Genomic DNA, 26,871 nt, shown 5'->3' with positions numbered 1-26,871 from the left:
AAAAAGAAGCCCAATATGTTAAAGTAAATTCACCACAAACAACCCTAACAAGGACTTCTTACATGGACAACCTCGAAGCACTATACTGCCACATAGACGACTATTGCAAAACATACACAAACGAACAACAGAAGAAAATGCTAACCCAAAAGAGCAAAAGCAGTAAAAAAACACGAAACAAACCATGCCGTATTAGTTTATCAGAAATCATCACCATATTGGTAGTATTTCACCAAATAAAATACAGAGAATTTAAAGCCTTCTACTACAACTACCTCACCCAATGGCTAAAACCTGCCTTTCCAAACCTACCAAGCTACACAAGAATGGTAGAACTCATGGAAAAAGCAATAGTTCCCATGTGTGACTACCTACAATCTCTCATGCAAAACAACTGCACAGGCATAAACTACATTGACTCAACCAGTTTAGCCGTATGTGATAATCACCGTATCAACCGCAACAAAGTATTTGCAGAAACAGCACAGCGAGGTAAAAGCAGTATGGGGTGGTTTTTTGGCTTTAAACTACACGTCATTATCAATGATAAAGGTGAATTGGTCAATCTAACCGTAACCAAAGGCAATGTTGATGATAGGCAACCTGTGAAAAGACTTTGTGAATCTCATGTTTTTGGTAAACTCTTTGCTGATAAAGGTTATATTGATAAATCATTGACAGATTGGCTTGATGAGCATTTAGATATTGAGTTAATCACGAATGTTAAAAAGAATATGAAATCTAAAGATATTTCATGGTTAAATAGACGATTGCTTAAACGCCGTTTTTTGATTGAAACTGTGTTTGATGAGTTAAAGAATATGTGTCAAATTGAGCATTCAAGGCATCGTAGTTATGTTGGGTTTATGAGTAATTTGTTGGCAGGGTTGATTGCTTATTGTCATCAAACAAAGAAGCCTACATTAAAAAATGTCCTGTTGGGGTATTCTTTATTGTAGGTTTCTTATTTGTTTATATTTTTTCAATAAGTTAAATGATTTTTTATATCGAATTGAGGTTAATTATAGCATTTTTCACAAAAATTGGTTATGATAAACGGTTTAATTTTACAAATTTTACAAATATAATTGAAAAGGCACGCCCATGAATGACATGAACAATTTACACCTTTACAACACCATGACCGCCCAAAAACAGCCATTTATGCCGATTGAACAAGGCAAAGTCGGTATGTACGTTTGTGGCATGACGGTTTACGATTATTGCCACATTGGTCATGCTCGTGTCATGGTGAGTTTTGATGTGATTTTTCGCTGGTTAAAACAGCTTGGGTTTGATGTCAATTACGTGCGAAATATCACCGACATTGACGACAAAATCATCAACCGAGCCAATGAAAACGGCGAATCTATTTTTGATTTAACTGCACGTTTTATCAAAGCCATGCACGAAGATGCCGATAATTTAGGCTGTTTGCGTCCAACTGCCGAACCAAAAGCTACTGATTATATTAACCAAATGCAAAATCTCATCACCACGCTTGAGCAAAAAAACCTTGCCTACAAAGGGCAAACAGGCGATGTCTATTATGCGGTGGATAATTTTGCAGGTTATGGCAAACTCTCAAAACGCAAACTTGACGAAATGCAAGCAGGGGCAAGCGAACGCACCAACGTAGAAACCGACAAAAAAAACCCCTTTGACTTTGTGCTGTGGAAATCGGCAAAAGAACATGAACCGTCCGAGACTAAATGGCAGTCGCCTTGGGGTGTGGGTCGCCCCGGCTGGCATATTGAATGCTCGGCAATGAGTACCTGCTGTCTTGGCGAAACCTTTGACATTCATGGCGGTGGGCATGATTTGCAATTTCCGCACCACGAAAACGAAATCGCACAAAGCGAGGGTGCAACAGGCAAAACTTACGCAAACAACTGGCTACACGTTGGCTTTGTCAATGTTGATGGCGAAAAAATGAGCAAATCTTTAAACAACTTTTTTACCATTCGTGATGTGTTAAAAGATTTTCATGCCGAAACCATTCGCTTTTTTATTTTGTCAAGCCATTACCGCAGTCCGATTAATTTTTCTGATACGGCATTAAAAGAAGCTCACACCGCTTTATCACGGCTTTATCACGCCCTAAAACCCTTTGATTTTAATGAAATTGACATTGATAAAAATCTTTGGCAAAGCGATTTTGGGCAAGAATTTATGCTTGCCATGAATGATGATTTTAACACCGCCAAAGCCACAAGCGTGCTGTTTAGCGTGGCAAGTGAAATCAATAAAGCCCTTAAAAATGGCGATGATGAACAAGCCAAACATTTTGCCAAACTCCTAAAAACCCTAGCCGAACCGCTTAACATTGCCCAAAGTAGCCCAACTGAGTTTTTGCAAGCGGTGATAGGCGATGATAACGGCTTGTCAGAAGATGAGATTTTGGCAAAAATTGATGAGAGAAAACAAGCCAAAACCAATAAAGACTTTGCCAAAGCCGACCAAATCCGTGAAGAGCTAAAAGCAAAAGGCGTAGAGCTAGAAGATACGAGGGCAGGGACGACTTGGCGGAGAGTTTAAACCTAAAAATAAATCACTAAAATGATTGTAATTTTGTGCAGTGTGGTTTATGCTAGTTAAGATTTTTTCGTTGTTTAAAAACAACTTTAACCAAAAGGAGTAAACGATGTTTTCACACGTTGAACATTATGCAGGCGACCCAATTTTGGGTTTAATGGATAAATATAAAGAAGACCCACGCACCGACAAAGTCAATCTTGGTGTGGGCGTGTATTTTGATGACAACGGCAATTTGCCTGTTTTAAACAGCGTCCAAAAAGCCGAAGCCCAAATCGCCAATCCACCAAAACCACGTCCTTATTTGCCAATGGACGGTTTGGTGGGTTATCGCACTGCTTGCCAAAACTTGTTATTTGGCAAAGATTCGCAAGTGCTAAAAGACAAGCGTGTCGCAACGACTGCGACTATCGGTGGTTCTGGTGCGTTAAAAGTTGGTGCAGAATTTATTCACCAATGGTTTCCACAAGCCAAATGCTATGTCTCTGACCCAACGTGGGGCAATCATATCAGCATTTTTGAAGGCTCAGGCATTGAAGTCGGCAAATATCCATACTACGACCAAGCGTCAAACGGTGTTAAATTTGATGAAATGGTTGCCTTTCTTAACGGTTTAAACAAAAATGATGTGGTGCTATTACACCCATGTTGCCATAATCCAACAGGTATTGATTTGACCCATGAACAATGGGACAAAGTGCTTGACGTGATTAAAACCAAAGAATTAATCGCCTTTATGGACATCGCTTATCAAGGTTTTGGCGAAGATATGGACAGTGATGCGTATGCCATTCGTAAAGCGGTGGATTTGGGATTGTCGTTGTTTGTGAGCAATTCTTTTTCAAAAAATCTGTCGCTTTATGGCGAGCGTGTCGGCGGTTTGTCAGTAGTTTGCCCAACTGCGGACGAAGCCAAATTGGTACAAGGTCAATTACAATTCACCATTCGCCGTATCTACTCAAGCCCACCTTCACATGGCGGTCATGTCGTTGATATCGTGATGAATGACGAAGCCTTGTTTAACGAATGGGTACAAGAAGTGTACGTCATGCGTGACCGTATCAAAGAAATGCGTCAAAAATTGCGGGATACGCTTGAAGCCAAAATCGCAGGGCGTAGCTTTGAATATATCACCAAGCAAAACGGTATGTTTAGCTACACAGGTCTAACGCCAAAACAAGTTGAGCGTATTATCAGTGAGTTTGGGATTTATATGGTGTCAAATGGGCGTATTTCGGTGGCTGGATTGAATTCTAGCAATATTGATTACGTTGCCAATGCCATGGCGGAAGTGTTAAAAGACTAATTTTTGACTTTTTGTAAAATTGTTAAAAATAAAAACCCCTTAATACACAATTAAGGGGTTTTTAACAATCTACCAAAAATTATTTCACAGGCTCAAACACATTAATTTGGTTATCACTTGTCACCGTCAAAACAGGCTTGCCATGTTCGCCTTGTGTCAGTTTAAACTGCCCTTGTAACGTACTTGGGGCAAGGCTATCAAACGCCATCAACGCAGGCTCGCACATCATACGAGTTGCCACCATATCGCCCACCACCACATTATCATTGGTGAGCATATAATTTGCTGACAAATTATTACACGTGTTTTCCAATACCACTCGCCCACCTTTGTTAAAACTGACAATTAGCGGTTTATTTTTGTCAAAAAATAATCCTTTTTGGGTGGCATTGCCCACTTTATCGGTGACAGACACCAGTTGCCAACGGTAATTTTGCAATTTACTATCACTTAACGGCATGATGATGGCTTTTGCTGGATTGGTTGTTATGTGTTTTGCGGTGTTTGACATGGTTTGGCAACCTGTTAAAAGTGCAATCACCATCATAGCGATGAAACTTAATTGAAAAATTTTCATGGTATTTTCCTTAACTAAAACCTTTAGAACCTGTATTCACAACGTTTTTGCAATGAAAAATGAGATAAATCGCCAGCTTTGCTTTTAGTAAACAGCAAGGAAAAAATGCAGTTTGATAGTCATTCTATCAAACAAGTTTTTGACGAAGAAAAGCAAGATTTAGCCATTTTTCATGCAAAAGCAAATAAATGTTTGTTTTTAAAAATTGTAAAATATTACTGCGTAATGTTGTAAATACAGGTTCTCAATTTAACAAAATTTTTGGTTAAACAAAAGCATAAAATTGTAGCCAAACGTATTTATCAATTTTAACCAATTTGCCAAGATTTTTTTAAATGTTTTTGTTGATAAAGTAAACGATAACCCAATAACACCGAAGCCAACCCTAATGCGGTAACAAGCCCAATCCACACGCCTTGCACGCCTGTATCAGTGTAACGCACCAAATACGCCCCAAGCGGAATCGCCACACCCCAATAACAAAACAACGTGATAAACATCGGCACAGTCGTATCCTGTAAGCCACGCAAAATCCCTGCAAAATTCACCTGCCAAGCGTCAAAAATCTGATACGCCAACGCAAACCACAACAGCACACTTGCGTCATGAATAACTTGTGGATTTTGGCTAAAATAACTGGGTAATTGCGTGCGAAAAATAGCAGTGAACAGCATGGTTGTCAATGCCAATGACGTAGCCACAATCACGCCCAATACTTTAATTTGTTTTAATGCTGGATAATCTTTTGCCCCAAAACGATTTGACACCAAAATCGTCAAAGCCATAGAGATTGAAAAGGGAAACATAAATAACTGTGAAGAGATACTTAAAGTTACTTGATGGCTTGCCACCGCAATTTCACCCAAAGGACTGATAATCAATGACGCTAAACTAAACGCACTGACTTCAAAAAAAATAGAAAAACCAATCGGAATACCGATTTTTAATTGGCTCAGTAATTGTTGTTTTTTTGGTGAACTAAAATTGACAAAAAAACGCTGATTTTTAAAATCTGCTTGTTTTGACAATGCCAAATAACCACCCAGCATTAGCACATTGAGCCACAAACACACCGCAGACGCATAGCCACACCCCGCCCCGCCCAACGCAGGCAAATTCAGCATTGGCACGCCATGAATAAAGGCGTAATTAATCGGAATATTCAACAAAAGCCCAATAATACTAATCACCGTCACCACCGTTGGGTGCTTTAGGCTCTCGGTATAACAGCGTAGCGTAGTGTACAGACACACCGCAGGAAAGCCAAACGAAATGCCAAACAGATAATCTTTGGCAATGCTTTGGATATTGTCAGGCACTTTCATCACATCAAAAAAATGGTGCAACTGATTGGCAACGCCAAAACCGACCAAACCCACCGCCAACGCAAGCCACAACGATTGTTGGGTAATAAAGGCGACCTTGTCCAGTCGTTTTTGTCCAATCACTTCACCGATTAACGGCGTGGTGGACAACAAAATCCCCACCGCAAGCAACATCATCGGCATCCAAATCCCAGCCCCAATCGCCACGCCAGATAAATCCAACGCCGACACACGACCTGCCATGATGGTATCAATCAAGCCTAGCCCTGATTGACAAATTTGGGTGATTAAAATGGGTAAAGTCAATAAAAAAAGTTGGGTTAAATCTTGTTTTTTGGTGGGAAGTGTAAAAATTTGCATAAATTCAGGGATACAATAAAAAAATAATGGGCTGACAAAAGTTGCCAGCCTAAAAAATCAAACACAGACAAATTCAATGTAACGTTAAAGTTATAAGGTTTTTTCAATCATTTGATAAGCGATTAAGTTGTTATTAGTGTCAAATGCTTGAACCAAAAAGGCATAATTCACATTTGAGCCGATATTTTTTGGCGTGTAAAATGGGTTTAATGTATTGTTAAACACACGATTTTGCACATAGCCGTTGCCTTTATTTTTGGCATTATTCACATCAATTTGGCTTACCAAAATTTTGTTGGCATTAACAGGATTTCTCCATGTCAAACTTTGTGCCGAACCCACGCCAGTCAAACGCACGTTTAAATTACCCAATTGATAATCGGCTGGATATAAATGAAAATCACCTTTTTGAGCAACGGTATAATTCACCGAACAACCGTCAATCCCTGATGACAAACGGTAAGGGTTGCTTGACACCACATTCACAGGGTTATAAGAATTGGTTAAATTATAATTACCTTTCCAATGTTTGTCGGTAAATCTGCCTGTCAAAGTGCCTAAAAATGGCGATTTAAAACCCAAACGGTTTAACTCATCTTTATCCAACGTTTGCATAGGGTCAAGATTACCTTTTAACACTCCTGATAGCACTCTATCGGTGCGAATCAGCGAATTTTCGCTTTCCATCAGATTGTTGGCTTGGCAGTCTTGTTGTTGAAAACTCATGCGAGCCGACACGCCAGACGACAGCCCGCTACTGACATTGACAAACATCGCACCGATATCCACATCATCAGCTTGCCCATCTGCCCCTGCATTTTCCACAAAATAGCCCAAATACAGCCCTGTACCGCTTTCTGGGGTGATTTGGTCAAGCCCATTTTTTAAAATATCTTCACCATCAGAACTACCACACGCTGTCAAAGACAACGCAAGCATCGTCATACTTACGCCATGCCACAATTTCATCGCAATCACCTTTTTTTAAAAAAATTAAGCAAAAAAGTGCCGTCTATGCTACCATTATCCACCAAAAATTTCAATTTAACAAATCTTTATTTTATTGATAAAAAAATTATGTCCCATTTCTCGCCTTTAGATATCAACAAAATTCCGCTATCTTTGTACATTCATATTCCTTGGTGTGTCAAAAAATGTCCATACTGCGATTTTAATTCGCATGAAATCAAGCAAACGCCTGAGTTTGACGATTATGTCAAAGCCATGATAAACGATTTAAAAAACCAACTTAAGTTTGTCAAAAATCGTGAAATTGGCTCAATTTTTATCGGTGGTGGCACGCCATCATTATTGCCGATAAAAAATTATCAAGATTTATTCAATCAAATCAAAGACTTGTTAAATCTATCAAATACTTGCGAAATCACGATGGAAGCCAACCCTGCCACGGTGGAACACGCCCCTTTTGAGCAATATTTAAACGTGGGGATTAATCGGCTATCGCTGGGCGTGCAAAGTTTTGATGACAAAAAACTGCAAGCTTTGGGACGTATTCACAACCAACAACACGCCATTAACGCCATTACCAACGCCAAAAAAGCAGGCTTTACTAGGCTTAACACCGATTTTATGCACGGCTTACCAAACCAAACGATCGCTGAAGCGATTGCTGATTTACAACAAGCGATAGATTTGGGCGTGTCGCATATTTCTTGGTATCAGCTAACCATTGAGCCGAACACGGTTTTTTATCGTAACACGCCTGTATTGCCTGATGACGATGTGTTAAATGATATTTTTGAAATCGGCAGTGATTTTTTACAAAAAAATGCGTTTACACAATACGAAGTGTCCGCTTGGACAAATCGCAACAACCCACAACCGAGCCAACATAATTTGAATTATTGGCAATTTGGCGATTATTTGGCGATTGGTGCTGGGGCTCATGGCAAAGTTAGCACCGAAGAAGACGGCATTTTTCGCTTTAGCAAATCTCGCCTGCCAAAAGATTATTTGGCAAATCAATCTGCCATCGGTTGGCAAAAAATCGCTGATAATGCCTTGCCGTTTGAGTTTATGATGAATGCGTTACGCCTAAAAAATGGTGTACCAAAACCGCTTTGGCAACAGCGGACAGGGCTGGATTTTACAGTTGTTGAGCCGATTTTACAGCATTTACAACAGCGTGGCTTGGTACACATTGACGACTATATTCGCTGTAGTGATACGGGTTTTTTATTTTTAAATCAGGTGTTAAGTGAGTTTTTGTTTGATGAATAAAAACATTTCGGATAATGCAAATTTGTGCTAAAATTTTCAACAATTTTACTTAAAAAAATAAGAGAAAAAAATATGTTTTCACCCATCAAAAAAATCAATGCGACCATCAAAGCCATTCGCCAAGAAATCAAAGAAGATGTACAAGCAGTGTTTGAGCGTGACCCCGCCGCTCGTAACACCACCGAAGTGTTATTGACTTATCCCGGGATTCACGCCATTATTTTGCACCGCCTTGCCCATCAGATTTGGCAAGCCGACCAAAAAGGCATGGCTCGATTTATTTCGTTTGGCAACCGTTTTTTGACAGGCATTGAAATCCACCCTGCTGCCAAAATCGGCAGACGCTTTTTTATTGACCACGGCATGGGCGTGGTGATTGGCGAAACTGCCGAAATCGGCAATGATGTAACGCTTTATCATGGCGTAACGTTGGGCGGCGTGTCCTTAAACGAAGGCAAACGCCACCCAACGCTCGCTGATGGCGTGGTGGTCGGTGCTGGGGCAAAGGTGTTGGGCGGTTTTACAGTCGGAAAATATGCCAAAATTGGCTCAAATGCGGTGGTCGTCAAAGAAGTACCTGAAGGGGCAACGATGGTCGGCAGTGCGGCAAGGCTCATTCATGATAAAGCATTGGCAGAAAAAGTAGGGCTTGACAGCTTGGCAAATAACAGTGCGGTGCAACCACAAAATCAATCAAGCGAAAAAACCAGCATAAAAACAAGCGAACAAGACAAACAACCTTGTGCAGAAAACTCTAACCAAAATCCGACGCTAAAACAATTAGAAAAAGAATTTCACCAATACGGCATTGACCCAAATAGCCAAGACCCTGTGGCTTTGACCTTTTTAAAAATGTTGGAGCATATCCGCCAATCAGAAGCTCGCCTTGATGAATTGCAAAATGCGATTTGCCGACTTGACCCAACCTTTTGCAAAAAAGATTATCCAAAATTGCAAGCCCAAGATTTGGACGCAATCGACCCACAATTATTAAAAGGTGATAAAGTTTGATAAAATTTTGGTTAATAAGCCTGAATATTATGCGGTGTATCTAACTGGTAAAAAATAGGGCGTGGTTGTTGTAACACGCTTTGCAATACCTGTTCTTCCCAGTCTTTTTCACCGCTTGTCAAAATTTCGTCTGCTTTGACACCAACGCCATCAATTTTTTCGCCTTTGCCTGAATAATAATGGGCGACTGTCAATTTGACCGCTTCGTTGTCGTTAATCGGCACGATACTTTGGATTGAGCCTTTGCCATAGCTGGTTTCGCCATAGATTTTGGCACGGTTATTTTCTTTTAAACTGCTGGCTAACACTTCTGCCGCTGACGCAGAATAACGGTTTTGAATGACCGCAAGCGGTACATTTGGCAGGCGTGAATGAGCATAGGTTTGCATGATTTCTTGTAAACCTTGACGGTTTTTGACTTGTACCAAAGTTTTTTTGCTCATAAACAAACTTGCCACATCATTGGCAGATGATAGCACACCCCCCGGATTGTTGCGTAAGTCCAAAATAATGGCGTTAAACGGCTGATTGAGTGCCGAAATCGCTGTCAAAATCTGCTGTTGTGTGTTGTTTTGAAACACAGGAATTTGCACAATCGCCACGCCTTTTTCTATTTTGGCTTGGATTGATTGTTGTTCTACAAGGCTACGTTGTACGGTGATTGTTTGTTTGCGTCTGCCTTTGTCCGACACGGTTAATTTTAGTTGCGTCCCTGCAATACCTGATAAAAGTTGATTAATATCTTGTTGGGTTTGCTCTTCGTTGAGTTTGTTGTCGTTAATTTGGTGCAGATAATAACCTGTTTGCACGCCTTGTTGGGCGGCTGGCGAGTTGGCAATCACTTCATCAAATACCCACATTCGCTCGCTTGGGTGAAAGCTGACTTGCACGCCAATGCTACCGATATCGCCTTCGGTAAACAAACGCAAATTTTCAAAGGCTTCGCTGTCCAAATACTCCGAATACGGGTCTAAACTGGTTAAAGCCCCAGAAATCGCATTGGCAAACAACTGCTCATCATCAACATTTTCTACATATTCTTGGCGAACAATGTCAATCGTTTTGACAAATTTCGCGACCGTTGTCGGTGAAATCGCCCCCAAAGGTACGTTAAGCGTCTGTCCGATATCAGGATTTTCTTCGGCTAATTTATCCAAATTCACATTTGTGGCAGGCGTTTGCGTATCGGCTGGCGGTGTTAATGCGTTGTCGCCCTCGGCAATCGGCACGCCATCAGGGATTGGATAGCCGTCTGGAATATCCACCTCGCCCCCATCATCAACGCCCATATCGGTCGGTGCTGTTTGTGGTATGTCCGTTGGCGTTTGGTTAATGCTTTGGATTGGCACAGCTATGTTTGGATTGGCGGATACCATAGCTTGGGTTAGTTCTGGATTTAATTTGACTAATTTTTGGCTCGGTTCGTTTGCCACTGCCGTTTGTCCCAAAAATGCAGAAACCGACAAAATTAAAACCATTGATTTTTTCAAAGGTTTTAATCTTGCGTTTGATTGAAAAATTTTTGGTTGTACAAAAAAATTTGTCATGGATTCTCCATTTGGGTGGTTTTAATAAACAGTTTTAACAAAAACGGTTTATCAATATTGGGTTAAAAGCTTATTAACCCAACCTACAAAATGATTGAAATCATCGTCTATAACTATGCGTTTTGCAATAAAGTTTCGCCTGTCATTTCAACAGGTTGTGGCAAGCCCATCAATGCCAAAATTGTCGGTGCGATGTCCGATAATTTACCATTATCACGCACTTTGACTTTGTTTGGGTCTGCCGTTTGGCTAATATAAATCAACGGCACAAGCTCGGTGGTGTGTTGGGTATGCACCTGTCCGCTGTCGTAGTCCATCATCTGCTCGCAGTTGCCGTGGTCGGCAGTAATTAATAAATGTCCATTATTAGCAAGGACAGTATCGGCGATTTTTTGTACGCAGGTGTCTAGCGTTTCTACCGCTTTGACCGCCGCCGAAAACACGCCTGTATGCCCCACCATATCACCGTTGGCATAATTGACGACCAACACATCATACTCACCAGAATTGATGGCTTGTTCAAGTTTTTCAGTAACTTCAAAGGCACTCATCTCTGGTTGTAGATCATAAGTCGCAACTTTTGGTGAGTTTACCAAAATTCGGGTTTCGCCATGGTATTCGGCTTCTCGTCCACCACTAAAGAAAAAGGTAACGTGAGCGTATTTTTCGGTTTCGGCAATGCGAAGTTGGGTTTTGTGGTGATTTTGTAAATATTCGCCCAACGTATTGGTAAGTTCGGTTGGCAAAAAGGCGATTTTTGTCAAGTCGTTATTTTGCAAATCGTCCGAATATTTGGTAAGCATGACAAAACGGCTAATTTTTGGCACAGCCATTCTTTCAAATCCACTAAAATCTGTTTCAACGATAGCTTGACTAATCTCTCTGGCTCTGTCCGCACGAAAGTTCATAAAAATCACGCTGTCATTGTCATGAATTTTGCCGAAATCTGCTGATTTGTCAGCATGAATAATCACCGTTGCTTTGACAAATTCATCCGTTTCGTCCTGTGCATAGGCTTGGTTAATACCATCAAGGACGCTGGTTGCGGTGCGTTCGGCTTTTGCTAAGGTTAATAAATCGTAGGCTTGTTGCACACGTTCCCAACGTTTGTCCCTATCCATCGCATAGTAGCGACCGATGAGACTTACCACATAGGCGTTGCCCTTGTATTTTTTATTTAGTTTTTCTAAATCATTTTGAAAATTTGTTAAATAATTATCGGCACTTTTTGGTGGTGTGTCTCGTCCGTCCAAAAAGGCATGAACCAAAACATTGTCCGCCCCTTGTTGCAAGGCAAGTTCACACATGGCAAACATATGATCAATGTGTGAATGTACGCCACCGTCTGACAATAGCCCCATGATATGCACGTTGGCGTTGTTTTGTTTGGCAAGTTGCACCGCTTCGGTCAAAACAGCATTGTCAAAAAAGGTTTTTTCACGGATTTCTTTGTGAATACGGGTAGAATCTTGGTACAAAATCCGCCCTGCCCCCAAGTTCATGTGTCCCACTTCCGAGTTACCAAATTGACCGTCAGGCAAGCCAACATCTTCGCCAGAACCCGAAATCAAGCCATGCGGATAGGTTTGATAAATTTTGTCCAAATTTGGCGTGTTCGCTTGGGCGATGGCGTTGTCTTTTGGGTCTTCACGATGTCCAAAACCGTCCAAAATCATCAACACATGGGGAATTTTTTTGACATTGTCAGTCATATTTTGCTCCAAATTGATAAAAACTTTTTTCGTATATTAACATAAATGATAACAACAATCGTTATATTTAGCAAAAAAATTGCCAAATGCACCCAATTATTCAGCGTTAAAAAACACCTTTTCCACTTTACCAACCAACTCACTACCGATAAATGGCGTATTTTTGCCTTGCGACAGCATGGTTTCTTTGCTAATTTTCCAACTTATATTTGGATTTACTAACACTGCACCGCCTGTTTGTTGATAAAAGCCGTTATTTTCAGAGTCAGTAATCCCTGCGATTTTGGCAGGGTTTAGACAGATTTTTTCAACCAATTGTTCAGCAGTCAAAATACCGTCTTTGACTAATTGGCAACCCAACGCCATAAAGGTGTCGTAAGTGCTAATCCCTGCGGTACACTCGGCAAATGGCGACTGTTTAGCAGTCATGGCTAACGGCTCGTGATGGCTACAAATCGCATCAATCGTGCCGTCTTGCAACCCTTCCAGTAAGGCTTTTTTGTCGGTGTTACTGCGAAGTGGGGGCAACACATAGGCAAGGGCGTTAAAGCCAATCAAGGCATCATCGGTCAAATGCAACTGGTGCATGGCAACGTCACAGGTAACGGGCAAGCCTTTTTGTTTTGCCCAACGCATAAGTTCAATGGACGATTTACAGGTCAGTTGGCTAAAGTGGGCGGATACGCCTGTTTCTTCAACGATTAACAGTTGTTTGGATAAAGCGACCGTTTCGGCAATCCAAGGAATCCCTGCCAAGCCGTGATAGCTTGCGATATAGCCATCATGGGCGACACCGTTTTTGGATAGGCTCGGCTCGTCTGGGTAAAAGAACACTTTCATGTCAAAAGTGGCGGAATATTCTAACGCTCGGAGTAATACGTCATCATTGGCAAAGGCGTGACGTGCGTTGCTGACACCGATTGCACCGCCTTGTTTTAGCCCTGCGATGTTGGCAGGTTGTTCACCATTTAGTCCTGCGGTCAATGCCCCCAAGATGTGTAGATGAATACCGCCATCTTGGTAAGCTCGCTCTCGTAAGCCTTTGAAAAGTGAGCCGTTTTCTAATACGGGGTTGGTATCGGGTGGCATACAGACGTGCAAAAATCCGTTGTGGCGGGCGGTATTGCCTTCAGATTTGAATGTGCCATGCTGTGAGTAGCCAAGCTCTCGCAAGCGTCCGCATAAGTCCACAAGGGGCGGAAGTAGCCATTTATTTGTGGTTTCTAAGTTGTTTAGTTGTTCAGCATTAAATTGCCAGTTTTGGGGAAGTAAGTTTTTCATTTTTTTGCCTTTATTTTAATAGCCTTGCTGATTTAAAATTCTGTAATTATCACAGCCTAATTGGTTGCCTTTAGCACAGGCTCTGCCAAACAACTCTTTAGCTGTTACTTTATTTTGGCGTACGCCTTGACCGTTTTCATACATTAATCCAAGATTATACTGAGCTTCTGCATAATCTTGATTAGCGGATTTTTGAAACCATTTAAACGCTTGATTATAATCTTGATTTACACCTTTTCCATCTGCATACATTATACCAAGATTATTTTGAGCATCTGCATAACCTTGGTTAGCAGGCTTTTGAAACCAATATACTGCTTGACTATAATCTTGGCGTACACCTTTTCCCTTATTATACATATAACCAAGATTAAATTGAGCTTGTGCATCTCCTTGGTTAGCAAGTTTTTGCGTCCAATAAAATCCATTTGTATAATTTTGCTGATTTCGGTAATAATCTGCTAATTGCATTTGAGCATTCACATCACCACTTTCCGCTTGGTTGGTTAAAGTCGCCACATCAACCGCTAATGCTGAAAATGACATTAACAAACTGATTGTTAAAATTGATAATCTTTTAAACATGATTTTTTCCTTTTAAAATTAAATGTTAAATTTGTATCAAATCCGACTGAATGCGACTTTTAAATTCATCAGACAAACTCGCCCAATCACTAATATCCACCTTAAACACCAAATCCGACTCGGCAAAATCATCTTTTAGGCTCGCCATTGTCGCCAAATCAAGCGGTGTGTCCGTCATCACCACCAAATCCAAATCCGAATAAGGTTTTGCCGTCATTTTGGTACGTGAACCAAATGCAAAAACGGTTAAATTTGGTAAATTTTTCTTAAGAATGTTTTTAACAATTGCTAAATCATTGTCGTTAAGTTGTAAATTATTCATCGGTTTTCTCGGTTAAAATAAGCAATTGATTAACCAAAAATTCACTTTCTGCTAAAAATTTTGGAATATCGGCAACCACTTTTAACGCCACATCTTCATTATAAGTGTGACTGGTTAAGTTACGCATTTCACGATACAAACGCCAATCCGACCAATTGCCTTTTAACAAACCACGCTCGTTGGCGGTGCGGATTAGCTCACCAAAACTCATGGTATTAAACTCATCACTATTGGCAGACGTGCTTCCCAAATAACGCTTGATTGTCTTATGGCTTAATTCATAAGTAAACTCAAAACGCTGGATTAAACCATCGCGGATTTGTTCATCGCTCGTATCTTGTTCATAACGTTCTAAGCCTTGTTTCAGGCGGTTTGTGGCGTTGATAAGTGGGGTGATGATAATTTTTGGCATATCAAATACCTTTCATTTTACGTTGCCCTTCCATCGCCAACGCAAGCACCGCCATACGCACGGCAATGCCATTATTGACTTGTTTAAGGATAACCGACTGCTCACCGTCCGCCACGCTAGACGCAATTTCCACGCCACGATTCATCGGTCCGGGGTGCATGACCAACGCATTTGGTTTTGCCAACGCAAGGCGTTCTGGGGTAATGCCATACATCTTAAAATATTCTGACGTGGAGGGTAGCAAAGGCGAACCAATCCGCTCATTTTGAATCCGCAGACCGATTAACACATCACAGTCCACCACGCCTTTATCAATGTCATTAAACACCTGCACACCATAACGCTCAATGCCTTTTGGCAACAAGGTTTTTGGAGCAATGACACGAATGTCCTTTACGCCCAAGGTTTGCAATGCCGAAATGTCCGAACGCGCGACACGGCTGTGTTTGATATCGCCGATAATCGCTACGCTTAACTCTTCAAACGGTTTTTTGGCTTCACGATAAATGGTGAGCATATCTAACATAGCTTGGGTTGGGTGGGCGTGCCAGCCATCGCCACCGTTGATAATGGCAATATTTGGGGTAACTTCGGTCGCCATAAAATGTGCCGTGCCACTTGCCGAATGGCGAACCACAAAGATATCGGCGGTCATCGCTTCCAAATTCCACAGCGTATCTCGCAGACTTTCGCCTTTACTGGTGGACGAGCGTGCGATATCAAGATTTAGCACGTTCGCCCCAAGACGTTTTTCCGCCACTTCAAAGGTGGTGCGTGTGCGAGTGGAATTTTCAAAAAACAAATTCATCACGGTATAGCCCTCAAGCTCATTGCTGTTTTTGATGCTGTTGGGTCGTCCGTCATTGTCGGTCAAGTAGCCGTTAGCTTTTTCAATGATTGCCATCAGTTGGGCTTTGGTTAAGCCTTCCACGCCGATAAAATGACGGATATGGCTGTCATCAACTTTGGCAGGTTTTGCCATTGCAAGGTCAAGTTTGCTTTGCAGTTGGTCGTTTGAAAGGGTTTGTGTTGATAAAATGTTCATTTGTTTACCTTTGTTTATTTATTTGAATATGAAAAATTAATCAACTAAATTGCTTAACCGACTAGTCCACAATATAGTCGTGTGTTATTTCCAGCGGTTTTCTCAATACCAAAATAAGGCTCTTTATCATTGGTCAGTTTTTTGAGAATTTCTAAATTTTGCTCAGGCAGTCCTTTTAGTACCATATAATAGCCACCACCTTCGCCTTCTGATGTCGTGAGTGGCAAATAACCATACTGTGAAAGCCGTAAAATATGCAAACCAAATTTATGAATATCCACGTCCATGTTTTTGGAAATTGTGATACCGTCTTTATCAGTCAATTTTTGTGAACTAATTGCTTTAATACCTGTTACGGTGTAATTTGCAATTTTAAAAGGCTTTTGTTGAATATTGGGAAAATCGCCTTGAATATCAGCCAATTTCCAATAAAAATCAATCAGTTTTTCATTACTATCGGCTGTGTTGCATAACAAGGTTTCTTTGGTAACTAACTGGCTGACGTGAAAGGGTTTTTTGGTAGAAATAGAAATAGTTTGTGCCATTGTTGCGATTGGCAAAATCAATCCTACCAAACTAACAAACAAAAGACGATTTTTTTTCATCTTATTCTCCAACAGATATTTTGGCTATTTTACCCCAAAAAACCATTTTTAAACACCAAAAACCACCATTTTTGTCAAAAATTTTATCAAAAATATTGCGTAAAAAAATACACCAAAAAATCACAAAAAGCCATTCACACAAGATATCATTTTTTGATAAAATGAATACCCAAAAAAATAAAAGAGCCGGTCATGAACCAAACCGCCCAATTACGAGAAATAGACTACAACAACAACCCATCGCAACGCACCCTTTGCGTACTCGTCCTAGACGTATCAGGCACAATGAAAATTCTATCTGCCAATGGCAAACGCCGAATTGATATGTTAAACGCTGGTGTCAAAGCCTTTTATGCAGACCTATTCAGAGATGAAACCGCTCGCAACCGTGTCCGCCTTGCCATTATCACAGTCGGTGGCATGAACGACACCGCAGAAATCATGATGGACTGGACAGATGCCACCGATGCCTTTCCAGTAGTGTTTGGCTCAAATGGCTGTACACCACTGGGCGAAGGTATGCTCCTTGCGTTACGCATGATTGATGACGAGCGTATCCGCCTGCGTAAGAGTGGTATCAGCTACACTCGCCCTTGGATTATCACCATGTCAGACGGCTTGCCGACCGACAACGCCGATATTTGGCTCACCGCCACCCAACAATGCCAAAAAGCCGAAGCCGACAAACGCTGTGTCATCTACCCTGTCGCCATTGAAACAGGCGAAAACGAAATCAACGCCCTAAAACAATTATCCATCACCAACGAACCAAAACAACTTGACGCTGTCAAATTTGTAGAATTTTTTGTGTGGCTATCGGCAAGCCTAAAAAAAATCTCCCAATCCGCTCCTGAAGAAGTCGTACAGCTCGGCAGTATTTCACCTTGGGCAACGGTACAAAATCGTTAAAAACCCAACAAAATTAAACAAAACACAATGAAATCATCATGACCGACACAAATTTTTGGCAAATCTCCCACGCAAGCCACATCGGAAAATCCCATCTTGATAACAATATAAACAATCAAGACCGTATTTTTACCGCCAAACAGCAAGGTTTTTTTGTGGCGGTGGTGTGCGATGGTGCAGGCTCTGCCAAACATAGCGAGATTGGGGCAAGTTATTTTAGTCAAAAAATTGGCGAATTGTTAAGCCACTTTTCCAAACAAATATTGACAAAAAATCAGCAAAATCCGCAAATTTTTGAACAAAATTTGGCAGAAACTTATCACAAATTTTTGTTAAAAAATATCGCCAGCGTGCGAGAAAACTTGCCAAAAGCCATTAATGACGAACAACATTTTCATTTTGACGATTATCATTGTACTTTGACAGCGATTTTGGTGTTTGACAATGCTGATTTTAATCAACAAAATTATACAATCAACAAGGCTTTAATTTTAAAAATCGGTGATAGTCCATTGTTTTTTAGTCAATTTTTAGCCAACCCTACGGATAAAACCATTGATTATTTTACCAATTTACAGCTAATTGACGAACAAAAGTCAGAATACGTCAATGAAACCCATTTTATTACCCAACAAAATTGGCAACAAATGTTAGATATCTATTGGCTAGATGTGTCAAATGTAGACTGTATCGCCGTGATGTCTGATGGCTGTGGCGATTTGTGTTTGCAAGCGGTACAACAATCTAGCCAGCAAAAAAGCGTTTATCGCCCATTTTTGGCAAATTTGTTGTTTAATCTGTTGCACCAACCAAATGACAGCCACAACCACATTATTAACAACGCCCTTGCCAACCCAGCCACTTATCGCCTGACAGGTGATGATAAGTCATTGGTTTTATTGATAAAAAATCCAAATGATTATCAAAATTTTGAACCGCTAACCAATGAAACGATAGATGAAACATTGGACGAAATGTCGGATAAAAATTTTGACAATAACGGTTTAACCGAGTCAAATTTAACAAACAAAAATCCAGTACCTTTACCACCCCCACAACAAAACCCAACAAATAACAACGCCCTACCCCAAGCCCAAAATTTAAGCAAAACTGGTAAAAATCGCTTATTAATCAGTTTGTTATCAGTTTTTTTTGTCATGGCTGGCGTGGGCGTTCTGGCGTGGTTTAATCAACAAAAAATCATGGATTTTACCGCAAAAATTCAAGGCAAAACTGACACACAGACCCAAAATCCACCAATCACAACAGCAATCCCCACACCAAGTCCGATTATACAAGGCTTTGACACCCATACGCCTTTGACGATTGTACAAGCGAGCAATACACCATTTTTTATCCATTCTCTTGTTGTGTTCAATGACGATGAAATTGATACGACAACGCCAAATTTTAGCAAAAAATTTGATAATATTTCAATTAAAATCAATAACTTAAAAACCAATCAACAACAAGAAGCCTTTGTTTATCTTTATCAAGATTGCCAAAAAATTGACAATTCTTGGCAACAAAATCCCTTGTTAAAAACATGGTTTGACAGTTTAACAAATCAACAAAATTTGGTTAAAAGCACATTGTATTGCAAAATTACCTTTAATTTTGACAATGCCAATATAGATAAAACCAATGTTTTTCATCATGAAACGGTTGTGCAGTTGCCACAAGGTTTGGATTTTATGGTTACTGATATGTTAAAAAACAAACAAATGTTAGACAATAAAACACATGACCCATCACAAGGGCAATTTATAGAAAATAAAAATATGTCCACAAATGCAAAAGTATATTTTTTACCGCCCAATTTTTACAAACTTGACAAAATTAATAAAATGAACAAAATTGACAAAAACCATCACGAGATTAGCCAGTAAGGATTGTTCAGCGTGTATTTTATCATTACCGACCAACAAAAAATCGCCTTGCCACCTTTTCAAAACAGCCAAGCACGCATTGGTGAAGGCGGTAGGGGCTGGGTGTATCGTATCGGGGCGTTGCCAGCCTTGGGCGATGGGCAATGGGTTGTCAAAATTTTTAAAGACCCTGTCAGCGAGCAAACACTTGCCAAACTCAACGCCATGATAAATTGCCCGCCTGCTCGCCTGTATCAGACCATCGCAGGCGTGCGGTATACGCTGTTTACATGGGTGCGGTATTTACTCGTTGATGATAGCGAGCAAGTTGTCGGCTATGTCATGCCAGAGCTGGATAAGAATACCTTGTCGCTTGCCCCCTTTATTTATCCGTATGAAGCCAAAAAACTGACCGATTACCAAAAAAGTCTCAACTATCGTGTACAGCTTTGTGCAAATATTTGTGCATTGATGGCGGATTTGCACGCCCAGCATCACGCCTTTATTGACTTTAAAGAAACCAACATTCGTCTATTGCCAGAGCCAAACAGCAGTGAATACGGTGGTTTTATCGTCAGTTTTATTGATTGTGATGATTATTTAATTCGTTCACGCACAGGGCAAATTTTTCCTTGCCAAGTGCTATCGCCAGAGATTAGCAGTCCAGAATTTCAACAGCACAAAGACCCAATAAAACTTGATGAATATCACGACCGCTTTGTGCTTGCCATTCAATTGTTTAAAATTTTAAACTATGGCATTCACCCGTTTTCCTTTGTGCCGATTTCTGACCGCATTATTAATTTGGACGATTATCACATTGACAATTTTATCAAACTGGGGCTATACCCTTATGCAAAAAATCCGATTAAAAACAATGATATAAACGCAGACAGCATAGATATTACCAGCGAAATTTCCCCTATCGCATCGAGCATTCATTGGGCGTGGGACGATGCCACTCGCACACTATTTGACAAGGCATTTTTGTCCAAAAATCCCAGCGACCGACCAACGGCAAAAGCATGGGAACAGCATTTTCGCCAACTGTTAAACACCAAACAATTTGTCGTTTGCGAGCATTTTCCCGATGACGTTCGTCACATTCATTTTGCCAACAAACCATGTGCCGAGTGCTTTCGCTTGACAGGTGTCATGCCGACTGTTGACAATGTGAACAATGTTGAAAATATTGAACACGTTGAAAATGTTGAACAAAAACCCAATAATATTCAACAAGATTTTGTCAAAAAATACGCACAAAAATCCACAGTCAAAAACTTGGACAATCTAGAAAATATCAACATTAAACCAAACGCATCAAAAAGTACCCAATCCAAAAAATCATCATTTTTTCCACTAATATTAATCAGTATTGTGGTCATTAGTTTTGCAATTATCACCACAAACAAACATAATAATGCAAAGAAAAATATTATACAAAACAATATCTTAGTAAAAAACAATCTTGGCAGTATCAAAGCCAACTTGCCAAAAGCGAGCCAACAATTAAGCCAACAAATTCATCAAATTGAACAAAACTCAACCGCATTTCAACGCTTAAATCAAAGTAATGGCAAAATGTTGTACCAAAATAGCCTAAACTTACCGCCCGAATTTTTTGACAATGTGTTAAAAGTTGCCAAACAAGGCGAAAATGATTTACAAGAACTACAAAGCCTTGCCAACCATCATGACGTAGAAGCGGTGAAAGAATTTGGTTTGCACGCTTTTCGCAAAGCGGATTTTGGTTATTTTAACAAGTTACCTGTAAATAGCAATTTGGCAAGCAGTTTAAATGATTTGGCAAAATATTATTATTGGCAAAAAAATGATGCGATTTCGGCATTGTATCTGCAAGCCCAAGCCGTGAAAAATCAACCCACCCATAACGAATATGCATCAAATTTGGCATTTTATTTGACCAAAAATCATTTTCCGTTTAGCGAAGATTTTAGTTTGTACGCTTTACAAACCCCAAGAGATAAACAAAAACCCATTAATACTTATACACTTGAGATGATAGGGGCGAATGCGATTTTAAACGATGAACAAAATCAAGCCCAAGGCTCACTACTTGCCCAATATTATCTAAGCGATGACAAGGCAAAACGCTGTGAAAATATGCGACGTTATCCCAAAAACTACCCAGAGCTTGTGCCAATTGCCAAACAAGTATTTGAAATCATTCAAGCGGACAAAGCGAATAATCCATCTATTCCAAAAAGTTGTCTTGCGCCTTTTAAATAAAAACCTGTATTTACAACATTACGCATTAAAATTTTATCAATACTTGATGAATATTTGTTTGCTTTTACATCAAAAATGTTATGAATACAGGTTCTAAATCCTTAAAAACAAAAAAACCAACTTAAAACTAAGTTGGTTTTTTTGGTAAAAGGCAAATTAAGCTTTAAGTGCTTTGATTGCTTTGTTAAGACGGCTTTTATGGCGTGCCGCTTTGTTTTTGTGGATAACGCCTTTGTCAGCGATACGGTCAATGACTGGTACTGCTTGTTTGTATGCTTCAGTAGCCAATTCATAATCTTTTGCTTCAATAGCTTTTACCACACGTTTTAGGTAAGTACGAACCATTGAACGTTGTGATGCTTTTAATTGACGACGTTTCACGTTTTGACGTGCACGTTTACGAGCTTGTGCAGAGTTTGCCATAGCAAAAATCCTTAATTTAAAATGGTGAATTGACAAAAAGGGTCAGCCGTACCGTTTTGCCAAAGTTATTTATATAAAGGCTTGTATCACGAGACACGAAAAACGAGAACAAGCTGATTAGAGCTCAGTATTTTACCAAAGTTTATCCAAAATAACAATAGTATATTTGATTTTGGTTTTTTAAGATTTATCTTGGCTTGGGTGAGCTTACTGCTGATTAGGCTGAATGAATAAAATTGAATCTTGTGGGATAAAAATATTAAGCTGATGTATTTACCACCTTACTCGCCTGAACTCAATCCAATTGAACAGTTGTGGGCGGTAATTAAGCAAAAAGTTCTTTTAACTCTAAGCAACTTTAACTCACTTAAGGATTGTATTGAAAGTTACTTGGTATAATTAAGTTTTGACTATACTTGCACTTGATGAATCTCCACCGCCACCACCGCACGCAGTCAATGCCAAAGTGGATAGCACCGCCAAAGTCAGGCTATTTAAACGTTTGTTAAAAATTTTGCTAAATATTGTCAAATTGTCTTTTTTTAAAAAATTGCTTTATCATAACAAAACTTTTTAACTTTAACAAAATAAATTTCTTAAAAATTGTTAAAAATTACCATCAAAAATGCCACAAGTTACCCTATCATTATCACCATAATCTTTGATTGTTTGAATTTGGTTAAAATGATGATTGCTAACAATGGATTGCACTTGTTTGGCTTGGTCGTAGCCATGCTCTATGGCAAGCAAACCTTGTGGATTAAGATGGTTTTTGGTATGGCTGACAATATGCTCAATATCGGCTAATCCATGATTTTTTGCAACTAAAGCAGTGATGGGTTCATAGGTCAAATTGGTTAAATGTGGGTCTTTTGGGTCAATATAGGGCGGATTGGATACGATGATATCAAATTTTTGTTGATTTTTTAAATGTTGCAGTGGTTCAAACCAACTGCCACACAAAAAATTGACATTCACGCCTGCCCTTTTGGCATTTTGTTCGGCGATTTTTAAGGCATTTTCAGAAAAATCAATGGCGATAACTTGAGCGTTTGGGTTTTCAAAGGCTAAACTTATGGCAATACAGCCTGTGCCTGTGCCTAAATCAAGAATGGATAAATATTCTTTTTTGCTTAGGCTATTTTTAATAAAATTAAGTACGGTTTCTATCAAAATTTCGGTATCAGGTCTAGGGATTAATGTATGTTCATTTACCAAAAAATCATGTTTCCAAAAGGCTTGTACCCCCAAAATATACGCCAACGGTTTGCCATTTTGTAGTTCTTTGACCGCATTTTGATAACGTTGTAACTCATTATCATTCAAACTATAATCGTCATGACTGATTAAAAAACTGCGATTTTTTTGTAAAATTGCCAATAATAACTGTTGATTAATATGTTTTTCAATCGGACTATTTTTTAATAAATCTTTGATTATCATAGCTATTTTTCATCTTTATTTTCTAACATCACTTTTTTATCGACCAAATACACAAGGTATAAAATCGGCAAACCAATCAAAGTGGTAAAAGTGAAAAACCACGCATAACCCAAATTATCAACAATTGTACCCGAATAACCGCCCAATACCTTGGGAATTAAAGTCATCAACGAGCTAAAAATCGCATACTGAACAGCGGTAAACCGAATATTTGTCAATGCCGACAAAAATGCAATAAACACCGCCCCTGCCAAGCCAGATGCAAGATTATCAATCGCTACTGCCGTATACATCAGCGGTATATCATACCCACGCATGGCAAGCACGACAAACATCAAATTGGTCAAACAGGCAAGCACACCACCAATCATCATCGCTTGCATAATGCGAAAACGCTGTGCCACAATGCCACCGACAAATCCGCCGACAATCACCATCAACACGCCAAAGGTTTTCACTGCTGTGGCGATGTCGCTTTTGCTAAAGCCCATGTCTTCATAAAACACATTGGAAATCACGCCTGCCACAATGTCCGAAATGCGGTACAAACCAATTAACAGCAACAGTAAAAACGCCTTTTTACCATAACGTTTAAAAAAGTCCAAAATTGGCTCAACCCAAGTAACAAAGGCGACTTCTTTTTTGACTAAACCCATTTTAACAAGGCTAAAGCCCACCGCCACCGCCACGCCAAGCGAGCCGATTAAATGAATGGTTTCAAGCAAAAAGCCTAACAATACGTTTTTGGTTTCGAGTAAAATTTGACCTAAACCCATAAAAGTTAAAACAAAACCAATCACAGATAACGCAAATACAGCAACCAAACGCATATAATCGGAGCTTTGTTGCACGATTTTTGGGCGATTATTGACAGGTTCTTTAATCAATAAAGTTGTCGCAACGCCAATACCCATCACCCCTGCCATGATAAAATAGGTATTTCGCCACGCATCGTACAGATACGCCCCTTTCACCGAGCCAAAATATTCTGCCAAAAACAATGCCCCTGCCCCAGCTACAATCATGCCTATGCGATACCCTGCGTTATAAGTCGCTGACAAAATCGTCTGCATAGACGTATCGGCAAGTTCAATGCGATACGCATCAATCACGATATCTTGAGTTGCTGATGAAAAACCAAGCAACACCGCTCCCATCGCCATCAACCCAAGCGACTGATTAACAGGATTGATGCTTGCCATGATACAAATCGCAAGAATAATCAAACATTGTGCAGTCAAAAGCCATGCCCTACGTTTGCCGAGTTTTTTGGTTAAAACAGGCACAGGAATCACATCAATCAAGGGTGCCCAAATAAATTTAAACGAATAACCCAATGCCGCCCAACTAAACATAGTTACGGTGCTACGCTCAATCCCTGCTTCACGTAGCCACAATGACAGACTTGAAAAAATCAGCAAAATCGGAATCCCTGCCGAAAATCCCAAAAACAACATGATTAACGCTCGTTTATCTTTGTAGGCAGAAAGTGCTTGCCCCCAAGATTTTTTGGGCTGTAGATTGGCATTTTTTTGGGTGGATACAGTCATACAACAAGGTCTTTTTTTGGTTAAATTTTTGCTAAAAATTGTCATAGTATAACGCAATTTTTTTCACAAACCTATCAAAATTTGGCTATTCGTATGGAAATGTATTTTTTATTCTAAATTGTATCAATTTTTTGTCAAATTTGTGCTATACTGAATAACGTTTTTTCACCTATTTTTTTCACCAAAATCTTACCAAGGCTGGTATTTTATGCAGTATCCTGTTGCAATTTTTCATAAAGGCGATGATTTTTATGTAAACGTGCCTGACATTCCTGATTTAGCCATTACAGGGCAAAACATGGCGGAAGTCATCGCCAACACTCGTATAAATGTGATTGTTCATTTGCACCAACTGATTGAAAATGATAAAAAAATTCCACAGCCCCACCCCATTAACACCTATTTATCAAATCCTGACTATGCAGGCTGTACTTGGGCGATTGTCAGCGTTGAGCTGGCTCGGATTATGGGCGAGAGTGTGGATTTTGAATTGCAGTTGCCTGTTAAACTATTTAAACAACTTAGCCAAAAATTTCCTGATGAACCGATGGAAAAAATTGTTCTCAATGCGTTAAAACAATATTTAAATACATGATTTTATTGTTATTTTTAAAAAGGAAAACTTATGGCTGTCAATATTGTCATTAATCAGCGACATTTACAAATTCAATTAAAACAATTAGAAACCGTTTGGCAAACCGTTATCAACAACTACAACCTAAGCCAAGCTGCCAAAGTGCTACACACCAGTCAATCAAGCCTAAGCAAACACATTTCCGCCCTAGAAAGCCAACTGAGAGCCGAAGTATTTGTACGTCAAGGCAAGCGTTTGACAGGTTTGACCCAAATTGGCGAAGAGCTGTTGCCACATATTGAGCGGATTTTTGTGGAAATTCGCACGATTGAAAACATTACCCTTGATTTTCAAAACCCTGCCAAAGGCGAGCTATCCATCGCCACCACACACACACAAGCCCGCTATGTGTTGCCTTGGGTTGTGAAAAAGTTTAAAGAGCGTTATCCGAATGTGCATTTGATTTTGAACCAAGCCGACCCAAAGTCCATCGCTGATATGGTCGCACAAGGGCAGGCGGATGTTGGTATTGCCACCGAGTCGCTTTTGACAAAGGATAATTTGCACTGTATCCGTTATTATGATTGGTATCATCATATCATCGTGCCAATGGGACACGAATTGACAAAATTTGAACGGATTGATGATATTCATGTGTTAAAAGATTATCCCATTATCACTTATCACGGTGGTTTTACAGGACGTGGGGCGATTGACAAGATGTTTCATCAAGCAGGCATTGAACCAAATATCGTGCTGACTGCCCTTGACGCTGATGTGATTAGCACTTATGTGGGGCTAGAGATGGGTGTGGGGACGATTGCTGAGATGGCATTTGAAGGCGAGCATTATCGCAATTTAACCAAAATTCCCACCACGGTTTTTGGCAAACATATTACTTGGATTGCAACACGAGCGGACAGCGATATCCGACATTTTGGCAAGGCGTTTATTGATATTTGCCAACAACAGTTTGGTTAATATAACAAA

The 26,871-nt window shown here is 39.9% G+C and carries 25 protein-coding genes and 1 pseudogene; 11 read left to right on the top strand and 15 right to left on the bottom strand.

Annotated features, from left to right (window positions below):
* Positions 1 to 62 precede the first annotated feature (62 nt).
* The 3 genes from ACGTJS_RS10390 (at position 63) to ACGTJS_RS10380 (ending at position 3,841) form a co-directional block, all read left to right on the top strand.
* Positions 63 to 959, top strand: a complete 897-nt coding sequence (locus tag ACGTJS_RS10390) for an IS982 family transposase (RefSeq protein ID WP_410471537.1) — start codon at positions 63 to 65, stop codon at positions 957 to 959.
* A 154-nt stretch (positions 960 to 1,113) separates the two neighbouring features.
* The gene (cysS, locus tag ACGTJS_RS10385) at positions 1,114 to 2,538 is read left to right on the top strand and encodes a cysteine--tRNA ligase (protein ID WP_315042183.1); all 1,425 of its coding nucleotides are present in this window, start codon (positions 1,114 to 1,116) and stop codon (positions 2,536 to 2,538) included.
* A gap of 106 nt (positions 2,539 to 2,644) precedes the next feature.
* Positions 2,645 to 3,841: an aromatic amino acid transaminase gene (locus ACGTJS_RS10380; protein WP_410472000.1), complete on the top strand. Its 1,197-nt coding sequence runs from the start codon at positions 2,645 to 2,647 to the stop codon at positions 3,839 to 3,841.
* Between the two features lie 79 nt (positions 3,842 to 3,920).
* Here ACGTJS_RS10380 and ACGTJS_RS10375 read toward each other — a convergent pair whose 3' ends face one another.
* From ACGTJS_RS10375 to ACGTJS_RS10365, 3 genes are all read right to left on the bottom strand, one after another.
* Positions 3,921 to 4,418, bottom strand: a complete 498-nt coding sequence (locus ACGTJS_RS10375) for an META domain-containing protein (RefSeq protein ID WP_410471999.1) — start codon at positions 4,416 to 4,418, stop codon at positions 3,921 to 3,923.
* Between the two features lie 308 nt (positions 4,419 to 4,726).
* Positions 4,727 to 6,103 (bottom strand): MATE family efflux transporter, encoded by a 1,377-nt coding sequence (locus ACGTJS_RS10370; protein WP_410471998.1) that lies wholly within the window; start codon positions 6,101 to 6,103, stop codon positions 4,727 to 4,729.
* A 90-nt stretch (positions 6,104 to 6,193) separates the two neighbouring features.
* Entirely contained in the window at positions 6,194 to 7,072 is an 879-nt protein-coding gene (locus ACGTJS_RS10365; protein ID WP_410471997.1) for a hypothetical protein, read from the bottom strand.
* A gap of 108 nt (positions 7,073 to 7,180) precedes the next feature.
* Here ACGTJS_RS10365 and hemW point away from each other — a divergent pair, with 108 nt between their 5' ends.
* Together hemW and cysE are read left to right on the top strand one after the other, a co-directional pair.
* Positions 7,181 to 8,344 carry a radical SAM family heme chaperone HemW gene (hemW, locus tag ACGTJS_RS10360; protein WP_410471996.1) on the top strand — a complete coding sequence of 388 codons (1,164 nt, stop codon included), beginning with the start codon at positions 7,181 to 7,183 and terminating at the stop codon, positions 8,342 to 8,344.
* Between the two features lie 72 nt (positions 8,345 to 8,416).
* Positions 8,417 to 9,355 (top strand): serine O-acetyltransferase, encoded by a 939-nt coding sequence (cysE, locus tag ACGTJS_RS10355; RefSeq protein ID WP_410471995.1) that lies wholly within the window; start codon positions 8,417 to 8,419, stop codon positions 9,353 to 9,355.
* An 11-nt stretch (positions 9,356 to 9,366) separates the two neighbouring features.
* On the opposite strand, the gene ACGTJS_RS10350 is transcribed toward cysE, so the two are convergent.
* From ACGTJS_RS10350 to ACGTJS_RS10315, 8 genes are all read right to left on the bottom strand, one after another.
* Complete coding sequence (locus tag ACGTJS_RS10350; RefSeq protein ID WP_410471994.1) at positions 9,367 to 10,902, bottom strand: S41 family peptidase; 1,536 nt, start codon at positions 10,900 to 10,902, stop codon at positions 9,367 to 9,369.
* A 113-nt stretch (positions 10,903 to 11,015) separates the two neighbouring features.
* On the bottom strand, positions 11,016 to 12,614 hold the full coding sequence (gene gpmI, locus ACGTJS_RS10345) for a 2,3-bisphosphoglycerate-independent phosphoglycerate mutase (RefSeq protein ID WP_315042163.1): 1,599 nt from the start codon (positions 12,612 to 12,614) through the stop codon (positions 11,016 to 11,018).
* 96 nt (positions 12,615 to 12,710) lie between these two features.
* The gene (locus ACGTJS_RS10340) at positions 12,711 to 13,895 is read right to left on the bottom strand and encodes a dihydroorotase (RefSeq protein ID WP_410471993.1); all 1,185 of its coding nucleotides are present in this window, start codon (positions 13,893 to 13,895) and stop codon (positions 12,711 to 12,713) included.
* A 15-nt stretch (positions 13,896 to 13,910) separates the two neighbouring features.
* Positions 13,911 to 14,480, bottom strand: a complete 570-nt coding sequence (locus tag ACGTJS_RS10335) for a tetratricopeptide repeat protein (protein WP_410471992.1) — start codon at positions 14,478 to 14,480, stop codon at positions 13,911 to 13,913.
* Between the two features lie 25 nt (positions 14,481 to 14,505).
* Positions 14,506 to 14,802 carry a nucleotidyltransferase family protein gene (locus tag ACGTJS_RS10330; protein WP_410471991.1) on the bottom strand — a complete coding sequence of 99 codons (297 nt, stop codon included), beginning with the start codon at positions 14,800 to 14,802 and terminating at the stop codon, positions 14,506 to 14,508.
* A complete protein-coding gene (locus ACGTJS_RS10325) occupies positions 14,795 to 15,214 on the bottom strand; it encodes a nucleotidyltransferase substrate binding protein (protein WP_410471990.1) in 420 nt (139 codons plus the stop codon). The genes ACGTJS_RS10330 and ACGTJS_RS10325 overlap by 8 nt, the downstream gene beginning before the upstream one ends.
* A gap of 1 nt (position 15,215) precedes the next feature.
* The gene (locus ACGTJS_RS10320) at positions 15,216 to 16,196 is read right to left on the bottom strand and encodes an aspartate carbamoyltransferase catalytic subunit (protein ID WP_410473259.1); all 981 of its coding nucleotides are present in this window, start codon (positions 16,194 to 16,196) and stop codon (positions 15,216 to 15,218) included.
* 116 nt (positions 16,197 to 16,312) lie between these two features.
* On the bottom strand, positions 16,313 to 16,864 hold the full coding sequence (locus ACGTJS_RS10315) for a hypothetical protein (RefSeq protein ID WP_315042148.1): 552 nt from the start codon (positions 16,862 to 16,864) through the stop codon (positions 16,313 to 16,315).
* A gap of 192 nt (positions 16,865 to 17,056) precedes the next feature.
* Here ACGTJS_RS10315 and ACGTJS_RS10310 point away from each other — a divergent pair, with 192 nt between their 5' ends.
* The 3 genes from ACGTJS_RS10310 to ACGTJS_RS10300 are packed head-to-tail and all read left to right on the top strand — an operon-like array spanning position 17,057 to position 21,891.
* Positions 17,057 to 17,773, top strand: a complete 717-nt coding sequence (locus tag ACGTJS_RS10310) for a vWA domain-containing protein (RefSeq protein WP_410471989.1) — start codon at positions 17,057 to 17,059, stop codon at positions 17,771 to 17,773.
* A gap of 38 nt (positions 17,774 to 17,811) precedes the next feature.
* Positions 17,812 to 19,662 carry a protein phosphatase 2C domain-containing protein gene (locus ACGTJS_RS10305; RefSeq protein ID WP_410471988.1) on the top strand — a complete coding sequence of 617 codons (1,851 nt, stop codon included), beginning with the start codon at positions 17,812 to 17,814 and terminating at the stop codon, positions 19,660 to 19,662.
* A gap of 12 nt (positions 19,663 to 19,674) precedes the next feature.
* Entirely contained in the window at positions 19,675 to 21,891 is a 2,217-nt protein-coding gene (locus ACGTJS_RS10300; protein ID WP_410471987.1) for a hypothetical protein, read from the top strand.
* 156 nt (positions 21,892 to 22,047) lie between these two features.
* Here ACGTJS_RS10300 and rpsT read toward each other — a convergent pair whose 3' ends face one another.
* Positions 22,048 to 22,314 (bottom strand): 30S ribosomal protein S20, encoded by a 267-nt coding sequence (gene rpsT, locus ACGTJS_RS10295; protein WP_315042137.1) that lies wholly within the window; start codon positions 22,312 to 22,314, stop codon positions 22,048 to 22,050.
* A gap of 255 nt (positions 22,315 to 22,569) precedes the next feature.
* Between rpsT and ACGTJS_RS10290 the strand changes: the two are divergent.
* Positions 22,570 to 22,713 (top strand): annotated as a pseudogene (locus ACGTJS_RS10290) (transposase); the annotation flags it as partial.
* On the opposite strand, the gene ACGTJS_RS10285 reads toward ACGTJS_RS10290, so the two are convergent.
* The 3 genes from ACGTJS_RS10285 to ACGTJS_RS10275 form a co-directional block, all read right to left on the bottom strand.
* The gene (locus tag ACGTJS_RS10285; protein ID WP_315044176.1) at positions 22,714 to 22,845 is read right to left on the bottom strand and encodes a hypothetical protein; all 132 of its coding nucleotides are present in this window, start codon (positions 22,843 to 22,845) and stop codon (positions 22,714 to 22,716) included.
* Positions 22,846 to 22,920: 75 nt separating this feature from the next.
* Positions 22,921 to 23,757, bottom strand: a complete 837-nt coding sequence (prmC, locus tag ACGTJS_RS10280; protein WP_315044174.1) for a peptide chain release factor N(5)-glutamine methyltransferase — start codon at positions 23,755 to 23,757, stop codon at positions 22,921 to 22,923.
* Between the two features lie 2 nt (positions 23,758 to 23,759).
* Entirely contained in the window at positions 23,760 to 25,307 is a 1,548-nt protein-coding gene (locus tag ACGTJS_RS10275) for an AmpG family muropeptide MFS transporter (protein WP_315044171.1), read from the bottom strand.
* 208 nt (positions 25,308 to 25,515) lie between these two features.
* On the opposite strand from ACGTJS_RS10275, the gene ACGTJS_RS10270 reads away from it, so the two are divergent.
* Complete coding sequence (locus tag ACGTJS_RS10270; protein ID WP_410471986.1) at positions 25,516 to 25,902, top strand: type II toxin-antitoxin system HicB family antitoxin; 387 nt, start codon at positions 25,516 to 25,518, stop codon at positions 25,900 to 25,902.
* A 30-nt stretch (positions 25,903 to 25,932) separates the two neighbouring features.
* On the top strand, positions 25,933 to 26,862 hold the full coding sequence (locus tag ACGTJS_RS10265) for a LysR substrate-binding domain-containing protein (RefSeq protein ID WP_410471985.1): 930 nt from the start codon (positions 25,933 to 25,935) through the stop codon (positions 26,860 to 26,862).
* Positions 26,863 to 26,871 lie beyond the last annotated feature (9 nt).

The organism is Faucicola mancuniensis (assembly GCF_046523945.1).
In the GTDB taxonomy this organism is placed as follows: Bacteria; Pseudomonadota; Gammaproteobacteria; order Pseudomonadales; family Moraxellaceae; genus Faucicola; species Faucicola mancuniensis.
The sequence above is the reverse complement of the archived record's forward strand: the minus strand, read 5'-3'. Positions and strand labels throughout refer to the sequence as shown.

What these genes read in the sequence shown, in the direction of transcription:
- ACGTJS_RS10390 (WP_410471537.1), top strand. Translation starts at nt 63, where the DNA reads ATGGACAACCTCGAAGCACTATACTGCCACATAGACGACTATTGCAAA.
- cysS (WP_315042183.1), top strand. Translation starts at nt 1,114, where the DNA reads ATGAACAATTTACACCTTTACAACACCATGACCGCCCAAAAACAGCCA.
- ACGTJS_RS10380 (WP_410472000.1), top strand. Translation starts at nt 2,645, where the DNA reads ATGTTTTCACACGTTGAACATTATGCAGGCGACCCAATTTTGGGTTTA.
- ACGTJS_RS10375 (WP_410471999.1), bottom strand. Translation starts at nt 4,418, where the DNA reads ATGAAAATTTTTCAATTAAGTTTCATCGCTATGATGGTGATTGCACTT.
- ACGTJS_RS10370 (WP_410471998.1), bottom strand. Translation starts at nt 6,103, where the DNA reads ATGCAAATTTTTACACTTCCCACCAAAAAACAAGATTTAACCCAACTT.
- ACGTJS_RS10365 (WP_410471997.1), bottom strand. Translation starts at nt 7,072, where the DNA reads ATGAAATTGTGGCATGGCGTAAGTATGACGATGCTTGCGTTGTCTTTG.
- hemW (WP_410471996.1), top strand. Translation starts at nt 7,181, where the DNA reads ATGTCCCATTTCTCGCCTTTAGATATCAACAAAATTCCGCTATCTTTG.
- cysE (WP_410471995.1), top strand. Translation starts at nt 8,417, where the DNA reads ATGTTTTCACCCATCAAAAAAATCAATGCGACCATCAAAGCCATTCGC.
- ACGTJS_RS10350 (WP_410471994.1), bottom strand. Translation starts at nt 10,902, where the DNA reads ATGACAAATTTTTTTGTACAACCAAAAATTTTTCAATCAAACGCAAGA.
- gpmI (WP_315042163.1), bottom strand. Translation starts at nt 12,614, where the DNA reads ATGACTGACAATGTCAAAAAAATTCCCCATGTGTTGATGATTTTGGAC.
- ACGTJS_RS10340 (WP_410471993.1), bottom strand. Translation starts at nt 13,895, where the DNA reads ATGAAAAACTTACTTCCCCAAAACTGGCAATTTAATGCTGAACAACTA.
- ACGTJS_RS10335 (WP_410471992.1), bottom strand. Translation starts at nt 14,480, where the DNA reads ATGTTTAAAAGATTATCAATTTTAACAATCAGTTTGTTAATGTCATTT.
- ACGTJS_RS10330 (WP_410471991.1), bottom strand. Translation starts at nt 14,802, where the DNA reads ATGAATAATTTACAACTTAACGACAATGATTTAGCAATTGTTAAAAAC.
- ACGTJS_RS10325 (WP_410471990.1), bottom strand. Translation starts at nt 15,214, where the DNA reads ATGCCAAAAATTATCATCACCCCACTTATCAACGCCACAAACCGCCTG.
- ACGTJS_RS10320 (WP_410473259.1), bottom strand. Translation starts at nt 16,196, where the DNA reads ATGGCAAAACCTGCCAAAGTTGATGACAGCCATATCCGTCATTTTATC.
- ACGTJS_RS10315 (WP_315042148.1), bottom strand. Translation starts at nt 16,864, where the DNA reads ATGAAAAAAAATCGTCTTTTGTTTGTTAGTTTGGTAGGATTGATTTTG.
- ACGTJS_RS10310 (WP_410471989.1), top strand. Translation starts at nt 17,057, where the DNA reads ATGAACCAAACCGCCCAATTACGAGAAATAGACTACAACAACAACCCA.
- ACGTJS_RS10305 (WP_410471988.1), top strand. Translation starts at nt 17,812, where the DNA reads ATGACCGACACAAATTTTTGGCAAATCTCCCACGCAAGCCACATCGGA.
- rpsT (WP_315042137.1), bottom strand. Translation starts at nt 22,314, where the DNA reads ATGGCAAACTCTGCACAAGCTCGTAAACGTGCACGTCAAAACGTGAAA.
- prmC (WP_315044174.1), bottom strand. Translation starts at nt 23,757, where the DNA reads ATGATAATCAAAGATTTATTAAAAAATAGTCCGATTGAAAAACATATT.
- ACGTJS_RS10275 (WP_315044171.1), bottom strand. Translation starts at nt 25,307, where the DNA reads ATGACTGTATCCACCCAAAAAAATGCCAATCTACAGCCCAAAAAATCT.
- ACGTJS_RS10270 (WP_410471986.1), top strand. Translation starts at nt 25,516, where the DNA reads ATGCAGTATCCTGTTGCAATTTTTCATAAAGGCGATGATTTTTATGTA.
- ACGTJS_RS10265 (WP_410471985.1), top strand. Translation starts at nt 25,933, where the DNA reads ATGGCTGTCAATATTGTCATTAATCAGCGACATTTACAAATTCAATTA.